Here is a 19,220-nt window from a genome sequence, read left to right on the forward strand (position 1 = left end):
AAAGACCAAGACATCAGAGCTTTAGGAGAAAGAAAATGGCACTGAAGATCCGACTGGCCCGCGCGGGCTCCAAGAAGCGTCCTTACTACCACATCGTCATCGCCGACGTGCGCAGCCCGCGCGACGGCCGCTTCATCGAGACGGTGGGCGCCTGGAACCCGATGCTGCCGAAGGACGGCGACCGCGTCAAGGTTGATGCCGACCGCGTGAAGCATTGGCTCGACAACGGCGCCCTGCCGACCGACCGCGTGGCCCGCTTCCTCGATCAGGCCGGCATCGCCAAGCGCGACGCGCGCTCGAACCCGACCAAGGGTCTGCCGGGCAAGAAGGCGCAGGAGCGCGAGGCTATGGTCAAGAAGGCTCAGGAAGAGGCTGCCGCCGCTCTTGCCGCCGCATCCGCCCCGGCCGAAGCCAGCGCCGAATAAGTCACGGCTTACGCTTCAGACAAGAAAGGCCGCGCCGGTTGAAGGCACGGCCTTTTTTCTTGGTTCCGGTGCAGTTGCTGACGATCAGTAGCCGTTGTTGTAACGGCGACCATAATAACGGTCGTCATAGCGGTTGCGGCTGTAGCGATCGTCATAGCGATAACGGTTGTCGTAGCGGCCGGAATTGTAGCGGTCGTCATAGCCGCGCGGGCATTGCGCGGTGTAGACACGGCCATATCCGTCGCGATAGCGGCAGCGGTTCGGCTCGTTGGCGGAACCGATCAGCGCGCCCGCCACAGCGCCGATTGCGCCACCCACCAGCGCGCCCTCGGCGCGGTTATGCCGGGAGGCAACGGCCGATCCGATCGCCGCGCCGCTCAGGCCGCCGATGGTCGCGCCCTGCTCGGTCTGGGAACATGCGGCAAGCGGCACCAGCAGCGCCATAAGCACGATAATCTTTTTCATTGTCTCAACCTTTCGCGGACAATCACGTCTCTTACCACTTCCCATAACGACCAGCGGCGGGATTCGATCCGGGATGATGACGCGATTCATGGCAGCCGGCTGATGAATGGTGGCTGAATGCGATTTGACGGATGCGATTCTGCCCTTCACAGGCCCTCGAAAGGTTGACAGGGACAAGTGTCGTCGTTTATGAGCCTGTCACAACTTCGGCGCGCTTCTGGCGCGCTTTTCAGTTACGCCCGCAAAGGGCCAAATTGACGGGCAAGACAATGAAGATCAAGAACTCGCTCAAGGCGCTGAAGGCACGTCACCGCGACAACCGCCTGGTTCGCCGCAAGGGCCGCATCTACATCATCAACAAGACCGATCCGCGCTACAAGGCCCGTCAGGGCTGAGCATGGACGTATCCCGGCGGGCATGATCGTGCCTGTCCGGTTTCGCCGCTCACGCGAATTTCAGTTTGACGAAGCGCATGAAGGGGATAGGCTTCCTTTCATGCGCTTCGTCGTTCTGCCCACGATAATCTTTCTGTCGGCCGCAGCCCCGGGCATTGTGGCGGCCGAGGATTTTCCTCATCCGGCTTCCGCCGATCAGGTGGCTGAGACCAGCGGGCAGAAGCTGGACAGGCTGCTTGCCGAACTGAAGCGCGAGGGCAATCCGAAAGCGGCTGATCGCATCGCCCGCCGCATCCAGCAGGAGTGGTCGCAATCCGGAAGCGCCTCGGTCGACCTGATGATGCAATGGGCGCAGAAGGCGGCGGCCTCCGGCAAATATGATGTCGCGCTCGACTTCCTCGATCTGGTGGTGACCCTGCAGCCCGACTATGCCGAGGGCTGGAACCGCCGCGCCACCGTCCATTATACGATGAAGAGCTACGCCAAATCGATGGCCGACATAAACCGGGCTCTGGCGCTGGAGCCACGCCACTACGGGGCGATTTCCGGCCTCGCGCGCATCATGACGGATACCGAACGCAAGGAAGCTGCCGTGGACGCCTGGCAGCGCGTGCTCGACATCTATCCGGCCCTGCGCTCGGCGCAGGAGCGCCTGTCCACGCTTTCCGAGGAACTTGCAGGCCGCAGCGCCTAGAGCATTTTGCAGCCAGATGGAAACATCTGGCGTCGCATAAATGCAGCTTAAACAAAGAGATGGAGCATTTCTGCGATTCAGAGAAAAGCAGAAATGCTCTAAGAGAGACAGGCCGGCCTTTTACGAGGCTTTGTGCCGGGCGCGTGCCTTGCAGGCGCCCGGCTGAAGCAAGGCTCGAAACGCGGTGGTTTATTTGTCGGAGCCAGCCGGTCCCGAAGTTTCGCCTATGCTGGCGATCCGCAGCATGTTGGTGGCGCCCGAGGTGCCGAGCGGCACGCCGGCGGTCACGATGATACGGTCGCCATCGGTGCCAAAACCCTCCTGCCTGGTGATGCGGCAGGCGCGGTCGACCATGTCATCGAGATTGGTGGCATCCTCGGTCACCACGCAGTGCGTGCCCCATGCCAGCGACAGACGCCGTGCCGTCGCAAGGATCGGTGAAAGGGCGATGATCGGAACTTTCGGGCGCTCGCGCGCGGCGCGCAGGCCGGTAGCACCGGAGGCGGTGTAGCTGACGATGGCCGCCAGTTCGAGCGTTTCGGCGATCTCGCGCGCCGCATAGGAGATGGCGTCCGGGCCGGTCGGCTCCGGCGCGGAGCGCTGGGCGTTGATGATGGCCGGATAGGTGGGGTCCTTCTCCACCCGTTCTGCAATGCGGTTCATGGTGGCGACGGCCTCGACCGGATAGGCGCCGGCAGCCGACTCGGCCGACAGCATGATGGCGTCAGCCCCCTCAAACACGGCGGTTGCCACGTCGGACACTTCGGCCCGTGTGGGCACCGGTGCCGAGATCATCGATTCCAGCATTTGAGTGGCCACGACAACCGGCTTGCCGGCCTTGCGGGCAGCACGGGTGATCTGCTTCTGGATGCCGGGAACCGCCTCGGGCGGCATTTCCACGCCGAGATCGCCGCGCGCCACCATCAGCGCATCGCTCAGCTCCATGATCTCGGAAAGCCGCGTAACGGCCTGCGGCTTTTCGATCTTCGACAGAAGCAGCGCCCTGCCATCGGCGATCTGGCGTGCCTCGACCAGGTCTTCGGGACGCTGGATGAAGGAAAGCGCGATCCAGTCGACGCCGGCCTCGAGTGCTGCATCGAGATCGGCGCGGTCCTTCTCGGTCAGCGCGCCAACGGGCAGGTCTGTGTCCGGCAGCGACACGCCCTTGCGGTCGGAAATCGAGGTGCCGGCCACCACCACGCATTCGATGGAGCGGCCGTCGCATTTCACTGCCTTCAGCTCCAGCTTGCCATCATCGATCAGCAGGCGATGGCCGGGCTCGACCGATTTGAGGATTTCGGGATGCGGAAGATAGACGCGCGTGGCATCGCCGGCTTCGGTGTTGTCGTCCAGCGTGAAGGCCTGACCGACGGTAAGTGTCTCCTTACCATTTGCAAAGCGGCCGACGCGCAGCTTGGGGCCCTGCAGGTCCGCCAGAATGCCGATGGGGCGTCCCAGCTCGGCCTCGACGGCACGGATGCGGCCAATCAGCGTGCGCATCAGATCGTGATCGGCGTGGCTCATATTGATGCGGAAGACGTCCGCGCCCGCTTCAAACAGTTTTTTCAGTGTCGCCTGTTCAGAGGAAGCAGGGCCGATCGTTGCGAGTATCTTTACCTTGCGGCTGCGTCTCATTGACCATTCGTTCCCGGGGCCGGGGGCCCGTCAGCTGTCGGCTGCTCGGTCAGCTGGACCATCCAGCTCGACTGCTCGCCAGTGTCGTATTCCTGAAAGCCGGCCCGCTGGAAGCCCCGTGCCACACAGTCGGTAACGCCTGCTATCTTGAACTCTTTCTCCGCCACGCACATGTTGACCGGACCGTCCCAGCGGCCGCCGCGTTCAGCATCTTCTGCGTAGAGATAGTAAAACCGTGATGACAGAGGCCCCTCGATCAGCGTCTTGCAGCTCGATGCCTCGATGTGCCACCAGCCTTCGGTGATCCAGCCCGCCTTGGCGCGATAGCCAATGCCGACCCCGACCAGGCTCTGCGTGGCGTTGCAGACCCGGAAATCGGCATGGGCAGGCGCCGTGTGCGCCATCAGGGCAACGAACGGCAATGCTGCCAGCAGCGCTTTTTTTCCTGCGCCGGAACGGACCTTGTTCATTCCCCTCGGCATCGATCTCTTCATGTGGTTGGTCCCTTTTCGGCAAAGTCCGGGCGCATGTCAACGCGCCCGGACCTGAAAATCCAATCGATTTAAATATTGCGGACGCGGCGATCTGGCGGCTGCGGCGGATTTCTGACAAAAACCTTGTCCAAACCACGGCATTGCATGGATGCCCTCTTCATGGGATGAAACTATCATCCAGCCGGGAACGAAAAACGGACCTTTCCTTCCAGTCATGACCCGATCCACAGTTTTCGCCCCTTTCGATCTGGTCGAAGGCGATGCCAGCCGCGGCATTCTTCTGGTTTGCGACCATGCAAGGCGCGATCTGCCGCAGGAATATGGCACGCTCGGCCTGCCGCCTGAGGAATTCGAGCGCCACATTGCCTACGACATCGGCGTCGAGACGGTGACGCGCGAACTGGCGGCCCTGCTTGGCGCGCCGGCGGTGCTGGCCGGTTTCTCGCGCCTGCTGATCGATCCCAACCGCGGCGAGGACGATCCCACCCTGATCCGCCAGCTTTACGACGGCACCATCATCACCGGCAACTATCCGCTTTCCGCAACCGAGCGCCAGCGCAGGCTCGATATGTTCTACCGTCCTTATCACGATGCCGTTTCGGCAGCGACCGCGTCGGTGGCCGCGAGATCGGGACGGGCGCCTTTCCTGTTTTCGGTTCACTCGTTCACGCCGGTGATGCAGGGGGTGATCCGGCCATGGCATGCCGGCGTGCTGTGGGACCGCGACGAGCGCGTGGCGCGGCCGCTGATAGACGCTTTGGAGGAAGACCCCTCGCTCGTCGTCGGCGACAACGAGCCCTATGACGGAGCGCTGCGCGGCGACACCATGTTCCGCCACGCCATCGTCAACGGCTATCCGCATGCGCTGATCGAGATCCGGCAGGACCTGATCGCGACGCCCGCCATGGCGGCCGGCTGGGCGCAGCGCCTTGCCCCCGTGGTTGAAGCGATCAACCGTCGCCCCGATATACATCAGGTGCGCCATTTCGGTTCGCGCACCGGACCCGTCTGAACGAGGAGGAACAACGATGACGCAGATCGACGAGAACAGGCAGCGCGACTTCGAGGCGGCCGCCTTCCGCCGTCTGCTCCAGCATCTGCGCGAGCGCACGGACGTGCAGAACATCGACCTGATGAACCTCGCCGGCTTCTGCCGCAACTGCCTTGCCAACTGGTATCGCGATGCGGCCGAGGCCGGGGGAACGGCTTTGTCAAAGGAAGAGTCGCGCGAGATCGTCTATGGCATGCCCTATGAAGAGTGGCGCGCGCGCTACCAGCTTGAAGCTTCCGACCAGCAGAAAACGGCTTTTGAGCAGAACAGGCCCGCAGATCACTGAAATGCAACTCCGGACGGGAGGCTGAAAGTGTCCATTCCAACCACGAAACTGCCCTGTGGCGAGCGCGTGCCGGTCTTCGGGCTCGGCACGTGGATGATGGGCGATCACGAGGCCAGCTTCGCCGATGAGGTGGCTGCGTTGCAACTGGGGCTCGACCTTGGTGTCAAGCTGATCGACACCGCCGAAATGTATGCCGATGCCGAATTGGTTGTCGGCGAGGCCGTGAAGGGGCGTCGCGACGATCTCTTCATCGTTTCCAAGGTGCTGCCTTCCAATGCCTCGCGGGCCGGAACCATTGCTGCATGCGAGCGCAGCCTCAAACGCCTCGGCACTGACCGCATCGACCTGTACCTGCTGCACTGGCGCGGTGGCGCGCGGCTGGCTGAAACGGTGGCGGCCTTCGAGGACCTGAAAGCGGCCGGAAAAATCCGCCACTGGGGCGTGTCCAACTTCGACACCAGCGACATGGAGGAACTCTTCGGCCTGCCATCCGGCGCGAACTGTCAGGCCAATCAGGTTCTGTACAATCTCAGCCGCCGTGGCATCGAGTTCGATCTTCTGCCATGGAGCCGGCAGCGCAGCATGCCGGTCATGGCCTATTCGCCGATCGAGCAGGGTGCGCTGGCGGAGAATCGCGCGGTTGCAGCCGTGGCCGCCCGCCACGATGCGACCCCGGCGCAGATCGCGCTGGCCTGGGTGATGCGCGCCGGCGGCGTCATCGCCATTCCAAAAGCGGTGAAGGCGGACCATGTGCGCCAGAATGTTGCGGCGCTGGACATTACCCTGACCGCGGAAGACCTCGCCGAGCTCGACCGCGCCTTCGCGCCACCCGCCCGCAAGCGTCCGCTCGAAACGATCTGAAGGCCGGCCCCTGTGGTTCGGCCTGCGGGCTTCAGCCCGGCAGGGTCACGACCACCGGGCCGGAACGGGTCGCCACGATGGTGTGCTCATACTGCACGGTCGGCGCGCGGGGCTCGCTGTAGAGCGTCCAGTCGTCGTCTTCGCCGTTTTCCGCCCATTCCGCACCGAGGGACAGGAACGGCTCGACGGTGAAGACGAGGCCGTCATTGATGATCCGGCGCTCCGAACGGTCCGGCCATGTGGCGATGGATTCGGGCTCTTCATGCAGGGAGCGGCCGACGCCGTGGCTGGCGAGGTTGCGCACCAGCGTGTAGCGGTTCTTCTGCGCGAAGGCGCCGATAGCCTTGCCGATGCCGGAAAGCGGCTTGTCGGCGCCGACCTGCGCGATGCCGGCCCACATCGCGCGCTTGCCGTCGCGGCACAGCCGGTCGATGTTGCGCGCCACCGGCGGCACGGTGAAGGAGGCGCCGGTGTCGGCGAAGAAGCCATTCTTTTCCGCCGATACGTCGATGTTGACGAGGTCGCCCTTGCCGATGCGGCGGTTGCCCGGAATGCCATGGGCGATTTCCTCGTTGACGCTGATGCATGTCGCGCCGGGAAAGCTATAGGTGACTTCAGGACCAGAGCGTGCGCCGGCCTGCTCCAGCAGCTTGCGGCCGAGCTGATCGAGTTCCGCAGTGGTGATGCCGGGTTCCAGAGCCGCACCCATGGCCCTGAGCGTATCGGCAACGATACGGCCGATCTCCTTCAGCGCATCGAATTCGTCTTCGTTTGAAATGGTCATGCGCCTGCGGCCTTCCGTCAATCGATACCCGCACATAGGGCTCGTGCGCTCTGGCGGCAAGCCTTATCGGGCTTCGCGCGCTGCGTTTGCCAGCAGCGTGGCGGCCGCATCGCCAGCACTTTCGATATAAGCGACGTCATGATGGACGAGCATGGTCGAGAAGGCGCCATCCATGAGAAGCACGATCTGCCGGGCCAGACGGTCGGCACCGGAAAGCCCTTCGGCTGCGATGATTTCGGCCAGCCACGCTTCCACCCGCTTCTTGTGCGCGCCTGCCGCCTTCACCGCCGGATGGCCAGGCGTATCGACCAGTTCGGCCGCGATGCGCAGGAAACCGCATCCCTTCCAGCGGCGATGCCGCGCCGCCGTGGCGATGCCGGTAAAGATTGCCCGTATGCGCTCGGGTAGCGCCCCTTGCGCCGCGTCGAAATAGCCGGAGAAGGCCTCCAGATTGGGCTGGTCGCGGGAGGCGAGATAGGCGGCGACGAGGTCGTCCTTGCTGCGGAAATGGTAGTAGAGCGTCTTCTTGGTGATACCGGCCTTTTCCGCCACGGCGTCGACGCTCACCGCGCGGATGCCCTTGCCGTAGAACAGGCTGTTGGCCGCCTTTACGATCCTGTCGCGCGTCTCGTCACTGCTGCTGCGGGCCATTCTTAGTATACCGACTAGTGAGTTTAGATGAGGCGGAGCGGATGCTAGCCGTGCTGGCGGAGACATGCAACGGCACGGAGAACCTCATGACCCAGCAGACAGTTCTGTTCGAGCGGCGCGGCAAGGTCGCCCTGCTCACCCTTAACCGCCCTGAAAAGCTCAACGCGCTGAACTACGCCACCAACGACCGCCTCCTGCATCTCATGAACGAGATCGAGGCCGATGACGGCATCGGCGCGGTCATCCTGACCGGGGCCGGGCGTGCCTTCTCGGCCGGCGGCGACATTCACGAGTTTGCACAGAGCGTACGCGAAGGGGTCGATGTCGCGGTGCGGGAATTCGTGCGGCGGGGGCAGGCGATGACCAGCCGTCTGGAGGCATTTCCGAAGCCGGTCATCGCTGCGGTCAACGGCATCGCCTATGGCGGCGGCTGCGAGATCACCGAATCCGTGCATCTGGCCATCGCCAGCGAGCGTGCGGTTTTCGCCAAGCCGGAAATCAACATCGGCATTGTGCCGACCTTCGGCGGCACGCAGCGCCTGCCCCGTCTGGCTGGCCGCAAGCGGGCGCTGGAATATCTGCTCACCGGCGACAGCTTCACGCCGGAGCGGGCGCGGGAGATCGGCATCGTCAACAGCGTGGTTGCGCATGAAGATCTCATGGATGCCGCCTTCGATCTGGCCGCCCGCATCCTGCGTCACTCGCCGCTGGCTTCGGCACGCATCCTCACGGCCGTGACGCGCGGCCTCAATGCCACCATCGGCGAGGGCTTGCAGATCGAAAGCGAGCAGTTTGCCCGCATGGCCGCCACATCCGACATCCATGAAGGGCTGGATGCGTGGATCGGACGTCGTCCGCCAGGCTACGCCGGCAGCTAAAGCTTTCAGGCGCCCGCCAGTCCCTTCAGCCGGTAGAGCGCTTCCAGCGCATCGCGCGGCGTCATCTCGTCGGGGTGCATCGCTTCCAGCGCTTGCGAAAGCGCGTCGGAGCGCGGAGCGGGTTTGGTCGTCTCGCGCTTTACGGCGGCCGAAAAAAGCGGCAGGTCGTCGATCAGACGCTCGGCCTTGCCGGAAACCTCGCCGGCTTCGAGCTGGTGCAGCACCTCGCGCGCTCGCGCCACCACGGGTTCCGGCAGCCCGGCGAGACGGGCGACCTGCACGCCATAGCTGCGGTCGGCGGCACCCTTGCCCACCTCGTGCAGGAAGACGACGTCGCCTTCCCATTCCTTCACCCGCATGGTGACGTTGTGCAGGCGGGAAAGTTTCTCCGCCAGCGCCGTCATCTCGTGGAAGTGGGTGGCGAAGACCGCCCGGCAGCGGTTCTGCTCATGCAGATATTCCACCGCCGCCCACGCGATGGAGAGGCCGTCGAAAGTGGCGGTGCCGCGCCCGATCTCGTCGAGGATGACCAGCGAGCGCTCGCCGGCCTGATTGAGGATCGCCGCCGTTTCCACCATCTCGACCATGAAGGTCGAACGGCCGCGTGCCAGATCGTCGGACGCGCCGACGCGGGAGAACAGCCGGTCGACGACGCCGATATGCGCTTTGGCGGCCGGCACGAAGGAGCCGGTCTGGGCGAGAATGGCGATCAGTGCATTCTGGCGCAGGAAGGTCGATTTACCGCCCATGTTGGGGCCGGTCAGCAGCCAGATCGCGCCGTGCCTGCCGTCGCCTTCGGGGGAGAGGTCGCAGTCATTGGCAACGAACGGGCCCTCGCCGAGGCGGCGCAACGCCTGCTCGACCACGGGATGGCGGCCGCCTTCGATCTCGAAGGCGAGGCTTGCATCGACCTGCGGCCGGCACCAGCCTTCGCGCTCCGCCAGCAGCGCCAGCGCCGCCGAGACGTCGAGCACGGCAAGCGCCTCCGCGCCGGCGCGGATGGTTTGCGCCTCCGCCACCGCTTCCTTCACCAGCGCCTCGAACACGGCAAGCTCGATGGTCAGCGCACGGGCCGCGGCATTGGCGATTTTGCTCTCCAGCCCCGCCAGCTCGGTGGTGGTGAAGCGCATGGCATTGGCCATGGTCTGGCGGTGGATGAAGCGGGCCTTGGCCTCGTCCGTACCGTTCATCACCGCCTGATGGTTGGCCGTAACCTCGATATAGTAGCCGAGCACATTGTTGTGCCGGATTTTCAGCGAGCGGATGCTGGTCTCTTCGGCCAGATCGCGCTCCATGGCGGCGATCACGCGCCGGGACTCGTCGCGCAGCGCCCGCATCTCGTCCAGTTCGGCATCGTAGCTGGCACGCACGAAGCCGCCGTCACGTTTGATCAGCGGCAGTTCGTCGCCCAGCGCCAGTTGCAGATGCTGTGCCAGCCCCGAGGGCAAGGCGGCGATGGCGTGCAAAGCGTTCGTGATTTCGTCTGGTACTTTAGCGCTCGCGAATATGCCGATGATTGCCGAAGCCGCCGAAAGGCCTGATCGCAGCGCGCCGAGATCGCGCGGGCCGCCGCGGTTGAGCGCCAGCCGCGACAGGGCGCGCGGCATGTCGGCCACGCCCTTCAGCGCCGCCCGCACGGCATCGCCAAGGCGCGGTTCGGAGCGGAAGAAGGAAACCGAATCGAGGCGTGCCGCGATCGCTGCCGGATCGGTCAGCGGGGCGGTCAGCCGCTCGGCGAGAAGGCGCGCGCCGCCGCCGGTGACGGTGCGGTCTATGGCCTTGAACAGAGACCCCTCGCGATGGCCCGAAAGCGTGCGCAAAAGCTCCAGATTGGCGCGCGTCGCCGGGTCGATGAACAGCGTCGCGCCGCTTTCCTCGCGCTCGGGCCGCGACAGGGGCGGCCGCTCCGCCTTCTGGGTCTTCTCGACATAAGCTATGATGCCGGAGATGGCCGACAGCTCGGCGCGGCCGAAAGTGCCGAAACTGTCCGGCGTCGCCACCTCGAAGAAGCGGGCGATGCGGGCAGGCGCGGAGGTGGAATCGAACAAGCTCGAGGGCTGCGGATTGGCCACCCGCCCGAGCACGTCGAAGACGGGCTTCAGCTCGGGATCGTAAAATACCGGCTCGGCCACGATCAGCTCGCGCGGATCGACGCGCAATATATCGGCCAGCAGCCGGTCATGCGTGGTTTCCGCGACCCGGAAGGCGCCGGTGGAAATATCGATCCAGGCAAGCGCATGAGCCTGGTCGGCCGCGCCCTTCACCCGCCCGAGCGCCATCAGGAAGTTCGATTCGGCCGGCGCCAGAAGCTTGTCTTCAGTAATCGTGCCCGGCGTCACCAGCCGGATCACGTCGCGCCGCACCACCGATTTGGACCCGCGCTTCTTTGCTTCGGCCGGGTCCTCGATCTGCTCGCACACGGCGACGCGGAAGCCGAGCGCGATCAGCTTCTGCAGATAGTCGTCGGCGGCATGCACCGGCACGCCGCACATGGGAATGTCCTGCCCCTGATGCTTGCCGCGCTTGGTCAGCACGATGCCGAGCGCCTGCGCCGCCTTTTCGGCGTCGTCGAAGAACAGCTCGTAGAAATCGCCCATGCGATAGAACAGCAGCGAATCGGGGTTCGCCGACTTGATCTCGATATATTGCTCCATCATCGGCGTAGCGCCGGCCGTTGCCGGCGCGGGCATCGGCGTAGCGCCGGCTGCTGCCGGCACGGCTTGTGTCACGCTGTCGGGACGCACGGGCATGTCGTGGTTCAAGAAACTGTTTCCAAAATTTCTATATGCATTGGCTTGGCGCTTTACGGCGGGGAAGTGTAGCCTTAATTGCGCAAACTCCACAAAAACAAGTCGCGGCGGGAGCAACAGCCGCATCGGTGAGGAAACCTTTAGCACATGCCCAGCATAAACGAGAACGCGAGCCCCTCAGTCAGCCCCGAGGAGGCGCTGGAATTCCACGCGCGGGGCCGTCCGGGCAAGCTGGAAATCATGCCGACCAAGCCGATGGCGACGCAGCGCGACCTGTCGCTGGCCTATTCGCCGGGCGTCGCCGTTCCGGTGAGGGCGATCGCCGAAGACCCTTCGCGCGCCTTCGACTATACCGCCCGCGGCAACATGGTGGCGGTGATTTCCAACGGTACCGCCATTCTGGGTCTCGGCAATCTCGGCGCGCTCGCCTCCAAGCCGGTGATGGAAGGCAAGGCGGTGCTGTTCAAGCGCTTCGCCGATGTCGATTCCATCGATCTGGAAATCGACACCGAGGATGCCGACGCCTTCATCAACAGCGTGCGCTATCTCGGCCCCTCCTTTGGCGGCATCAATCTGGAGGACATCAAGGCGCCGGAATGCTTCATCATCGAGCAGCGCCTGCGAGAGCTGATGGACATTCCCGTCTTCCATGACGACCAGCACGGCACCGCCATCATCTCCGCCGCCGGCCTGATCAACGCGCTGGAGATCACCGGCCGCGACATGAAGACGACGAAGCTCGTCTGCAACGGCGCCGGTTCCGCCGGCATCGCCTGCATCGAACTGATCAAGGCGATGGGCTTCGCGCCGGAAAACGTCATCCTGTGCGACACCAAGGGCGTCGTTTATCAGGGCCGTCAGGAAGGCATGAACCAGTGGAAGTCCGCGCATGCTGTGAAGACGGATGCGCGCACGCTGGCCGAGGCCATGGACGGTGCCGACGTCTTCTTCGGCCTCTCCGCCAAGGGCGCGCTGACGCCGGCCATGGTGGAATCGATGGCGAAGAACCCCATCATTTTCGCGATGGCCAATCCGGACCCGGAGATCACCCCGCAGGAAGTGGCCGATATCCGCACCGACGCCATCATGGCGACCGGCCGTTCGGATTACCCGAACCAGGTCAACAATGTGCTGGGCTTCCCCTACATCTTCCGCGGCGCGCTGGACGTGCAGGCGACCACGATCAACGAGGAGATGAAGATCGCCGCCGCCTATGCGCTGGCCGATCTGGCCAGAAAGGACGTGCCCGACGACGTGGCCGCCGCCTATCAGGGCAACCGGCCGAAATTCGGCCCCAACTACATCATCCCCGTGCCGTTCGATCCGCGCCTGATCTCCGCCATACCGCTGGCGGTGGCGAAGGCTGCCATGGAAACCGGGGTGGCGCGCCGTCCCATCGTCAACCTAGACCGCTACGCGCAGGAGCTTTCCGCCCGCCGCGATCCGATCGCGTCCACCCTGCAGCGCATCTACGACCGCGTGCGCCGCCAGCCCAAGCGCATCGTCTTCGCCGAGGGCGAGGAAGAGCAGGTCATGCGCGCCGCCGTCTCCTACGTCAATCAGGGGCTGGGCACCGCGATCCTGCTGGGCCGCGACGACATCATCAAGGAGAATGCCCGCAATGCCGGCATCGACCTCAACAAGCCCAACATCGAGATCATCAATGCGCGCCTGTCGCGCCGCAACGCGGTCTATGCCGATTATCTGTATGAGCGCATGCAGAGGAAGGGCCATTTGTTCCGCGATTGCCAGCGCCTCATCAACAACGACCGCAACCATTTCGCCGCCTGCATGGTAGCGCTGGGCGATGCCGACGGCATCGTCACCGGCGTCACCCGCAACTATTCGACGGCGCTGGAGGATGTGCGCCGGGTCATCGACGCCAAGCCCGGCCATTGCGTCATCGGCGCCTCGATCGTGCTGTCGCGCGGCCGCACGGTGATCGTCGCCGACACTGCCGTGCACGACATGCCGAATGCGCAGCAGATCGCCGACATTGCCGAGGAGGCAGCCAATTTCGCGCGGCGCATGGGCTATGAGCCGCGCGTCGCCATGCTCGCCTATTCCACCTTCGGTCATCCGCAGGGCGAGCGGTCGGAGCGCATCCAGGAGGCGGTCAAGCTTCTCGACAAGCGCCGCGTCGATTTCGAGTATGATGGTGAAATGGCAGCCGACGTGGCTCTCAACCCCGCTGCCATGCAGCAGTATCCCTTCATGCGTCTGACCGCGCCGGCGAATGTGCTGGTCATGCCGGCCTTCCACTCGGCTTCCATTGCAACCAAGATGTTGCAGGAACTGGGCGGTTCGACCGTCATCGGCCCCCTGCTCGTCGGCCTCAACAAGCCGGTGCAGATCGTGCCGCTGAATGCCAAGGACAGCGACATCGTCAACATGGCCGCGATCGCGGCCTTCTCAGCCGGCAGCTGATTTTCCTCAGGACGGCCGTGATTGCGCGGCCGTCCTGCCTCGGGAGAAATGCCCGGGCATGAAGAATTTATTTTCTCACAAGTTTTACAAGTGAGAAATAATTTCTATCATCACTGATTTTGCCAAAAATTCATCCGGTGAACGCGGAAGCGCTCCATTGTAAATTCCGGCCAATCCCGTATTGGCATGCCGGGACCCGATCCGGCACGCCTGAAAGAAGGTCCGGACATGTCTTCCTCCACCCCATCCGTTTCGCGTTCCCCGCGCGAACCCAAACCGCTTTATGCGTCCTTCGGCTTCCAGGTGCTTGTCGCCATGGTGGTCGGCCTTGCGCTCGGCTATGTCGCCCGCCAGATGGGCCCCGATGCCGCCGGCAACGCCAACTGGCTGACGGTGACGCTGTCGACCATCGGCTCGTCCTTCGTCTCCCTGCTCAGGGCGCTGGTTCCGGTGCTCGTATTCACCGCCATCGTCGCGTCCATCGCCAATCTGCGTGAACTGAACAACGCTGCCCGGCTGGTCTGGCAGACGCTCATCTGGTTCGCCATCACCGCCCTGATTGCCGTGGTCATCGGCATCGCGCTCGGCCTCATCCTCCAGCCCGGCCTGCACACTGCCGTGACCGAAAGTGCGGCGCGCGCGCCGTCCTCGACGGGTAGCTGGCTCGACTTCCTGAAGGGCCTCATCCCGTCCAACATCCTCGGCCTTTCGGCATCGACCAGAGTGACCGATGGCGGCGCTTCGACCAGCCTCAGCTTCAACGTGCTGCAGATACTGGTGATCTCGATCGCCGTCGGCGTTGCTGCCCTGCGCGTCGGCCCGGCCGCGGATGCTTTCCTCGCCTTCAACCGCTCGTTCCTGAAGGTCGTGCACAAGCTGCTGTGGTGGGTGATCCGCCTCACGCCCATCGGCACAATCGGCCTGCTCGGCAATGCGGTTGCCGTCTATGGCTGGGATGCGCTGGCGCAGCTCGGCTGGTATTCGGCCGCCATCTATATCGGCCTCGCGCTGGTGCTGTTCGTGGTCTATCCCGTGCTGCTCGGCGCCAACGGGCTCAACCCGCTGCGCTTTTTCCAGGGCGCGTGGCCGGCGATCCAGCTTGCCTTCGTGTCGCGCTCGTCCATCGGCACCCTGCCGCTGACCGAGCAGGTGACGGAGAACAATCTCGGCGTGCCGCGCGAATATGCGGCCTTCGCCGTGCCGCTCGGCGCCACCACCAAGATGGACGGCTGCGCCTCGATCTACCCGGCGATCTCGGCCATTTTCGTCGCCCAGTTCTTCGGCATCGATCTCGGCATTCAGGACTATCTGCTGATCGTCTTCGTGTCGGTCATCGGCTCCGCCGCCACCGCCGGCCTCACCGGCGCCACGGTGATGCTGACGCTGACATTGTCGACGCTTGGCCTGCCGCTGGAAGGCGTTGGCCTCCTGCTGGCGGTCGATCCGATCCTCGACATGGGCCGCACGGCGGTCAACGTCGCCGGACAGGCGCTGGTGCCGACCATCGTCGCCAAGCGTCAGGGCATTCTCGATCAGGCCGCTTATGATCGCGGCGAGATCGTCGAGCCCGACAGCGGTCCTGCAGCGGTGCCCGCCGAATAAAGTCTTTCATTCAGGAACCAAAAAGCCGGGACGGCGTGAGCCGTCCCGGCTTTCTATTGTGCTGAGGCCTGCGGTCCGGAGTCAGAAGAGATTCTTCAACTCATCCAGCCGGTCGTTGACCAGCCAGCCATAGTAGTTCTCCTGTGGCAGCTTTGGAGACTGGCCTGCCGCGGCGCGCCGGGCATTTTCAGCCCGCAGCGCCTGCGCCCGGCTTTCGGGGTCGCCGATGTTGTAGAGGGTGGAGGTGACGCCGGGGTTTTTGGAAATGTCGAAGTCAGCGATCCGCTTATACGCATCGATGGAATTGCGCACGACCGCCGCAACATAGGGCAGGGTCAGATCCGGATCCATGATGGTCTTGTAGACCTGGTTGGGGTCGCGCACATCCAGCTTCGGCAGGCCGGAGACGCGGTTCACCATGTCGCTCATCTGCAATGCGGTCAGCGGATTGAGCTGGCCGAGGCCGAAGGTCTGTCCGGCATAGAGCGGCTGGAAGAAGGTGGCTCCGAAGCGGTCGTTCGGGAAGCTCTTGCCGCCCACCGTCTTGCCGCGGAACGATTTGTTCCACACCCGCTCGCGGCATTGCCACAGCGTGTAGCTTTCGGTCTTGCCGTCGCAGGCGTCGAACTCGGGCCTTTGCACGAAGTCGGAAACGTCCTCGCCCTTGTAGGAGAAGGTCAGGCGGTTGGAGAGATAGGAAATCGCCTTGACGTAATAGGTTTGCAGCCGGTCATAGGCGTCGACATTGTAGGTGTGCTCGCCGACGATGGCTCCGACCACATGGATGGGCTCGATGCCATAGGCCGCCGACACCTGCTTTATCTTGGCTCGCAGGGCGGCATCATTCTTCAGCAGCGCATAGATCTTGCGATACTTGGCCTGAAAGGTGGTGCTCGTCGCCTGCGTCCGCCGGCTCGACGCGCCGGGAATGGGCGGCTGTTCGACCGAACGGTTGCCCGCGGGCACCAGCGTGGCGGCCTTCACAGGCAGGACGACGGCGGCCGCCAACAGGGCGATTGCGACGGGTATCAGTTTTTTCATGCGTGCTGCCTGAGGATGGATGCCGCACAAACTATGAAAACAGGGCGTCCAAGTCGAGGCCGTATGCGCGCTGACCGCACAGACGAGGCGTTGCGTTGCATAAATGTGGCAATGAGCGGGGCGTGGAAGGCGTCCGGGACGGCAGGAGACCCACCATCCCGGCTGAATTCGTCGCTCAGGCAGCGTTCCTGCGCGCCAGCCTTGCCTTGATGCTCTCCACGTCGGCGCGCGGCGTCGCCGCGAACAGCGTCTTGGTGTAGCTGTGCTGCGGGTCGGAGAACACCGCGTCGCGCGAGCCGTATTCGACCGCTTCGCCGAAATACATCACCATCACCTCGTCGGCGATGTAGCGCACCACCGAAAGATCGTGGCTGATGAAGATGTAGGTGAGGCCGAATTCGTCCTGCAGATCGGCAAGCAGGTTCAGCACCTGCGCCTGCACCGAAAGGTCCAGCGCCGACACCGGCTCGTCCAGCACCAGCAGCGACGGGTTGAGCATCAGCGCGCGCGCGATGGCGATGCGCTGGCGCTGGCCGCCGGAGAACATGTGCGGATAGCGATTGTAGTGCTCGGTGCCGAGACCGACCTTCTTCAGCATGGTCATGGCGCGTTCGCGCCGCTCGTCGGCCTTCACGTCCGTGTTGATGACCAGCGGTTCGCACAATATGTCGCCGATCTTCTGGCGCGGATTGAGCGAACCGTACGGGTTCTGGAACACGATCTGCACCTTGCGGCGCATGTCCGGCGTCAGCGCCTCTGCGGCGATGTCGACCTTGCGGCCTTCGATCAGCAGCTCACCGGACGTTGCCGGATCGATCAGCGTGATGATGCGTGCCAGCGTGGACTTGCCACAGCCGCTTTCGCCGACGATGGCCAGCGTTTTGCCCTTTTCTACGCTGAACGAGACGCCCTTGACCGCATGAACGGTGCGGGCCGGCGTGAACAGCCCGCCGCGCACATGGTAGTCGCGCCTGATGTCGCGGCCTTCGACGATGACGGTGCGTGTGGGTTCTGTGCTCATCGTGCGCCTCCCGGAGCAGGCTCGAACATCATGTCGGAAATGGTCGGCAGGCGGTCGCCGACGGCATTGTCCGGCAGGGCGGCGAGCAGGGCGCGCGTGTAGTTGCTTTTCGGGGTCTCGAACAGCGATAGCACATCCGCCTCTTCCATCTTGCGTCCGCGATACTGGACGACGACGCGGTCCGCCGTTTCGGCCACGACACCCATGTTGTGGGTGATCATGATCAGGCCCATGCCGTTTTCCGCCTGAAGCTTCATCAGGAGATCGAGGATCTGCTTCTGGATGGTGACGTCGAGGGCGGTGGTCGGCTCGTCGGCGATCAGCAGCTTCGGATTGCAGGCGATCGCCATGGCGATCATCACGCGCTGGCACTGGCCGCCCGACATCTGGTGCGGATAGGAACCGAGCCGCTGCTCGGGATCGGGAATGCCGACCAGCGTGAACAGCTCGATGGCGCGGGCCCGGCGCTCGGCTCTGCCCATGCCCATGTGAAAGCGCAGCACCTCCTCGATCTGGAAGCCGACCGTGAAGCAGGGGTTGAGGCTGGCGATCGGCTCCTGGAAGATCATGGCGATGTCCTTGCCCACGATCCTGCGGCGCTGCGAAGCGTCGAGGCCCAGCAGATCGATGCCGTTGAAGGCCATGAGGTCGGCCTTCACGGTGGCGGACTTCGGCAGCAGCCCCATCACCGCCAGCATCGACACCGACTTTCCGGAGCCGGATTCACCGACGATGGCCAGAACTTCTCCGGCATCGACGGTGATGTCGATACCCTGAACGGCCATGAACGGGCCGGTGGATGTCTCGAAAGAGACGGTGAGGTTCCTGATTTCGAGAAGTGACATCACGACCTCTTGAGCTTGGGATCTAGTGCGTCGCGCAGGCCGTCGCCAACCAGATTGATGGCCAGCACGGTAACGAGAATGGCGATGCCGGGGAAGGTCACCACCCACCATGCGCGCATGATGAATTCGCGGGCTTCGGCCAGCATGGTTCCCCATTCCGGCGTCGGCGGCTGCGCACCCATGCCGAGGAAGCCGAGGGCGGCCGCGTCGAGAATGGCGTTGGAGAAGGAGAGCGTGCCCTGAACGATAAGCGGCGCAAGGCAATTCGGCAGAATGGTCCTGAACATCAGCCTGAGGTGCCCGGCACCTGCCACCTTGGCGGCAACCACATAGTCCCTGTTCTTTTCGGCCATCACCGCAGCGCGCGTAAGGCGCACGAAATGCGGTTGCAGCACCAGCGCGATGGCGATCATCGCATTGGTCAGGCCCGGCCCCAGAACCGCGACCAGCACGAGCGCCAGAAGCAGCGACGGAAAGGCGAGGATGATGTCCATCAGGCGCATGATGACGGTGTCGACCCAGCCCCGGCAATAGCCGGCGATGACCCCGACGATGATGCCGCCGGTGAGCGCCAGCGTGGTGACGATCGTGCCGATGAACAGCGAGTAGCGGGTGCCGTGGATGAGACGCGAGAGAATGTCGCGGCCCACGGGATCGGTGCCGAGCAGAAAGCTGGCATTGCCGCCTTCCATCCACACCGGTGGTATCAGCACGGCATCGCGATATTGCTCCGCGGCTCCGTGTGGCGCCAGCCACGGCGCCAGCAGCGCCACGATCACCAGCCCGATGAAAACCCACAGCCCGATGACGGCCCCGCGGTTTTCGGAGAAGTAGAACCAGAATTCGGCGAAACGGGCCTTCAGGGAAGGATCGGTTCCGATGCCGGCAGCAGTTGTTGTGTCTGTCATGGTTCGG

At 64.0% G+C, this 19,220-nt stretch carries 18 protein-coding genes and 1 pseudogene; 9 read left to right on the forward strand and 10 right to left on the reverse strand.

Annotated elements, in window-relative coordinates:
- Positions 1–35 precede the first annotated feature (35 nt).
- Complete coding sequence (gene rpsP, locus HNR59_RS04105; protein WP_183826350.1) at positions 36–425, forward strand: 30S ribosomal protein S16; 390 nt, start codon at positions 36–38, stop codon at positions 423–425.
- Positions 426–623: 198 nt separating this feature from the next.
- Here rpsP and HNR59_RS04110 read toward each other — a convergent pair.
- Positions 624–890, reverse strand: a pseudogene (locus tag HNR59_RS04110) (glycine zipper domain-containing protein); the annotation flags it as partial.
- 269 nt (positions 891–1,159) lie between these two features.
- Here HNR59_RS04110 and ykgO point away from each other — a divergent pair.
- On the forward strand, positions 1,160–1,285 hold the full coding sequence (gene ykgO / locus HNR59_RS04115; RefSeq protein ID WP_035022199.1) for a type B 50S ribosomal protein L36: 126 nt from the start codon (positions 1,160–1,162) through the stop codon (positions 1,283–1,285).
- Positions 1,286–1,385: 100 nt separating this feature from the next.
- Entirely contained in the window at positions 1,386–1,979 is a 594-nt protein-coding gene (locus HNR59_RS04120; RefSeq protein WP_183826356.1) for a tetratricopeptide repeat protein, read from the forward strand.
- A 189-nt stretch (positions 1,980–2,168) separates the two neighbouring features.
- Here the strand turns inward: HNR59_RS04120 and pyk are convergent, their stop codons facing one another.
- Together pyk and HNR59_RS04130 are read right to left on the reverse strand one after the other, a co-directional pair.
- Positions 2,169–3,614, reverse strand: coding sequence for a pyruvate kinase (gene pyk, locus HNR59_RS04125; protein ID WP_183826359.1), 1,446 nt, complete (start codon positions 3,612–3,614; stop codon positions 2,169–2,171).
- Positions 3,611–4,018, reverse strand: a complete 408-nt coding sequence (locus HNR59_RS04130) for a DUF1036 domain-containing protein (protein ID WP_183831308.1) — start codon at positions 4,016–4,018, stop codon at positions 3,611–3,613. Before HNR59_RS04130 ends, pyk begins: the two co-directional genes overlap by 4 nt.
- Positions 4,019–4,322: 304 nt before the next feature.
- Between HNR59_RS04130 and HNR59_RS04135 the strand changes: the two genes are divergently transcribed.
- From HNR59_RS04135 to HNR59_RS04145, 3 genes are read left to right on the forward strand one after another with little or no spacing between them, the layout of a single operon-like run.
- Complete coding sequence (locus tag HNR59_RS04135; protein WP_183826362.1) at positions 4,323–5,120, forward strand: N-formylglutamate amidohydrolase; 798 nt, start codon at positions 4,323–4,325, stop codon at positions 5,118–5,120.
- Between the two features lie 16 nt (positions 5,121–5,136).
- Positions 5,137–5,445: a DUF1244 domain-containing protein gene (locus HNR59_RS04140; protein ID WP_183826365.1), complete on the forward strand. Its 309-nt coding sequence runs from the start codon at positions 5,137–5,139 to the stop codon at positions 5,443–5,445.
- A gap of 21 nt (positions 5,446–5,466) precedes the next feature.
- Complete coding sequence (locus tag HNR59_RS04145; protein ID WP_246374608.1) at positions 5,467–6,306, forward strand: aldo/keto reductase; 840 nt, start codon at positions 5,467–5,469, stop codon at positions 6,304–6,306.
- Between the two features lie 31 nt (positions 6,307–6,337).
- Here HNR59_RS04145 and map read toward each other — a convergent pair whose 3' ends face one another.
- On the reverse strand, positions 6,338–7,090 hold the full coding sequence (gene map, locus HNR59_RS04150) for a type I methionyl aminopeptidase (RefSeq protein WP_183826368.1): 753 nt from the start codon (positions 7,088–7,090) through the stop codon (positions 6,338–6,340).
- Between the two features lie 63 nt (positions 7,091–7,153).
- The gene (locus HNR59_RS04155; RefSeq protein WP_183826371.1) at positions 7,154–7,741 is read right to left on the reverse strand and encodes a TetR/AcrR family transcriptional regulator; all 588 of its coding nucleotides are present in this window, start codon (positions 7,739–7,741) and stop codon (positions 7,154–7,156) included.
- A gap of 86 nt (positions 7,742–7,827) precedes the next feature.
- Here HNR59_RS04155 and HNR59_RS04160 point away from each other — a divergent pair, with 86 nt between their 5' ends.
- Positions 7,828–8,619, forward strand: coding sequence for a crotonase/enoyl-CoA hydratase family protein (locus HNR59_RS04160; RefSeq protein WP_183826374.1), 792 nt, complete (start codon positions 7,828–7,830; stop codon positions 8,617–8,619).
- Between the two features lie 5 nt (positions 8,620–8,624).
- On the opposite strand, the gene mutS is transcribed toward HNR59_RS04160, so the two are convergent.
- Positions 8,625–11,369, reverse strand: coding sequence for a DNA mismatch repair protein MutS (gene mutS, locus HNR59_RS04165; protein ID WP_183831312.1), 2,745 nt, complete (start codon positions 11,367–11,369; stop codon positions 8,625–8,627).
- Between the two features lie 147 nt (positions 11,370–11,516).
- On the opposite strand from mutS, the gene HNR59_RS04170 reads away from it, so the two are divergent.
- Entirely contained in the window at positions 11,517–13,796 is a 2,280-nt protein-coding gene (locus HNR59_RS04170; protein WP_183826376.1) for an NADP-dependent malic enzyme, read from the forward strand.
- 228 nt (positions 13,797–14,024) lie between these two features.
- Positions 14,025–15,398: a dicarboxylate/amino acid:cation symporter gene (locus HNR59_RS04175; protein WP_183826379.1), complete on the forward strand. Its 1,374-nt coding sequence runs from the start codon at positions 14,025–14,027 to the stop codon at positions 15,396–15,398.
- A gap of 81 nt (positions 15,399–15,479) precedes the next feature.
- Here HNR59_RS04175 and HNR59_RS04180 read toward each other — a convergent pair whose 3' ends face one another.
- The 4 genes from HNR59_RS04180 to HNR59_RS04195 all read right to left on the reverse strand — a co-directional run bounded on the left by HNR59_RS04180 (position 15,480) and on the right by HNR59_RS04195 (position 19,213).
- Positions 15,480–16,439: a DUF1402 family protein gene (locus tag HNR59_RS04180; RefSeq protein WP_183826382.1), complete on the reverse strand. Its 960-nt coding sequence runs from the start codon at positions 16,437–16,439 to the stop codon at positions 15,480–15,482.
- Between the two features lie 175 nt (positions 16,440–16,614).
- Positions 16,615–17,460 (reverse strand): dipeptide ABC transporter ATP-binding protein, encoded by an 846-nt coding sequence (locus HNR59_RS04185; protein ID WP_183826385.1) that lies wholly within the window; start codon positions 17,458–17,460, stop codon positions 16,615–16,617.
- Positions 17,457–18,305 carry an ABC transporter ATP-binding protein gene (locus HNR59_RS04190; protein ID WP_183826388.1) on the reverse strand — a complete coding sequence of 283 codons (849 nt, stop codon included), beginning with the start codon at positions 18,303–18,305 and terminating at the stop codon, positions 17,457–17,459. Before HNR59_RS04190 ends, HNR59_RS04185 begins: the two co-directional genes overlap by 4 nt.
- Positions 18,305–19,213 carry an ABC transporter permease subunit gene (locus tag HNR59_RS04195; protein ID WP_183826390.1) on the reverse strand — a complete coding sequence of 303 codons (909 nt, stop codon included), beginning with the start codon at positions 19,211–19,213 and terminating at the stop codon, positions 18,305–18,307. The genes HNR59_RS04190 and HNR59_RS04195 overlap by 1 nt, the downstream gene beginning before the upstream one ends.
- Positions 19,214–19,220: the final 7 nt, after the last annotated feature.

The sequence above is a fragment of the Aquamicrobium lusatiense genome (assembly GCF_014201615.1).
GTDB classification, from domain to species: Bacteria; Pseudomonadota; Alphaproteobacteria; order Rhizobiales; family Rhizobiaceae; genus Mesorhizobium; species Mesorhizobium lusatiense.

Coding starts and splice junctions, on each gene's coding strand:
- rpsP (WP_183826350.1), top strand. CDS start 36: ATGGCACTGAAGATCCGACTGGCCCGCGCGGGCTCCAAGAAGCGTCCT.
- ykgO (WP_035022199.1), top strand. CDS start 1,160: ATGAAGATCAAGAACTCGCTCAAGGCGCTGAAGGCACGTCACCGCGAC.
- HNR59_RS04120 (WP_183826356.1), top strand. CDS start 1,386: ATGCGCTTCGTCGTTCTGCCCACGATAATCTTTCTGTCGGCCGCAGCC.
- pyk (WP_183826359.1), bottom strand. CDS start 3,614: ATGAGACGCAGCCGCAAGGTAAAGATACTCGCAACGATCGGCCCTGCT.
- HNR59_RS04130 (WP_183831308.1), bottom strand. CDS start 4,018: ATGGCGCACACGGCGCCTGCCCATGCCGATTTCCGGGTCTGCAACGCC.
- HNR59_RS04135 (WP_183826362.1), top strand. CDS start 4,323: ATGACCCGATCCACAGTTTTCGCCCCTTTCGATCTGGTCGAAGGCGAT.
- HNR59_RS04140 (WP_183826365.1), top strand. CDS start 5,137: ATGACGCAGATCGACGAGAACAGGCAGCGCGACTTCGAGGCGGCCGCC.
- map (WP_183826368.1), bottom strand. CDS start 7,090: ATGACCATTTCAAACGAAGACGAATTCGATGCGCTGAAGGAGATCGGC.
- HNR59_RS04155 (WP_183826371.1), bottom strand. CDS start 7,741: ATGGCCCGCAGCAGCAGTGACGAGACGCGCGACAGGATCGTAAAGGCG.
- HNR59_RS04160 (WP_183826374.1), top strand. CDS start 7,828: ATGACCCAGCAGACAGTTCTGTTCGAGCGGCGCGGCAAGGTCGCCCTG.
- mutS (WP_183831312.1), bottom strand. CDS start 11,369: ATGCCCGTGCGTCCCGACAGCGTGACACAAGCCGTGCCGGCAGCAGCC.
- HNR59_RS04170 (WP_183826376.1), top strand. CDS start 11,517: ATGCCCAGCATAAACGAGAACGCGAGCCCCTCAGTCAGCCCCGAGGAG.
- HNR59_RS04175 (WP_183826379.1), top strand. CDS start 14,025: ATGTCTTCCTCCACCCCATCCGTTTCGCGTTCCCCGCGCGAACCCAAA.
- HNR59_RS04180 (WP_183826382.1), bottom strand. CDS start 16,439: ATGAAAAAACTGATACCCGTCGCAATCGCCCTGTTGGCGGCCGCCGTC.
- HNR59_RS04185 (WP_183826385.1), bottom strand. CDS start 17,460: ATGAGCACAGAACCCACACGCACCGTCATCGTCGAAGGCCGCGACATC.
- HNR59_RS04190 (WP_183826388.1), bottom strand. CDS start 18,305: ATGTCACTTCTCGAAATCAGGAACCTCACCGTCTCTTTCGAGACATCC.
- HNR59_RS04195 (WP_183826390.1), bottom strand. CDS start 19,213: ATGACAGACACAACAACTGCTGCCGGCATCGGAACCGATCCTTCCCTG.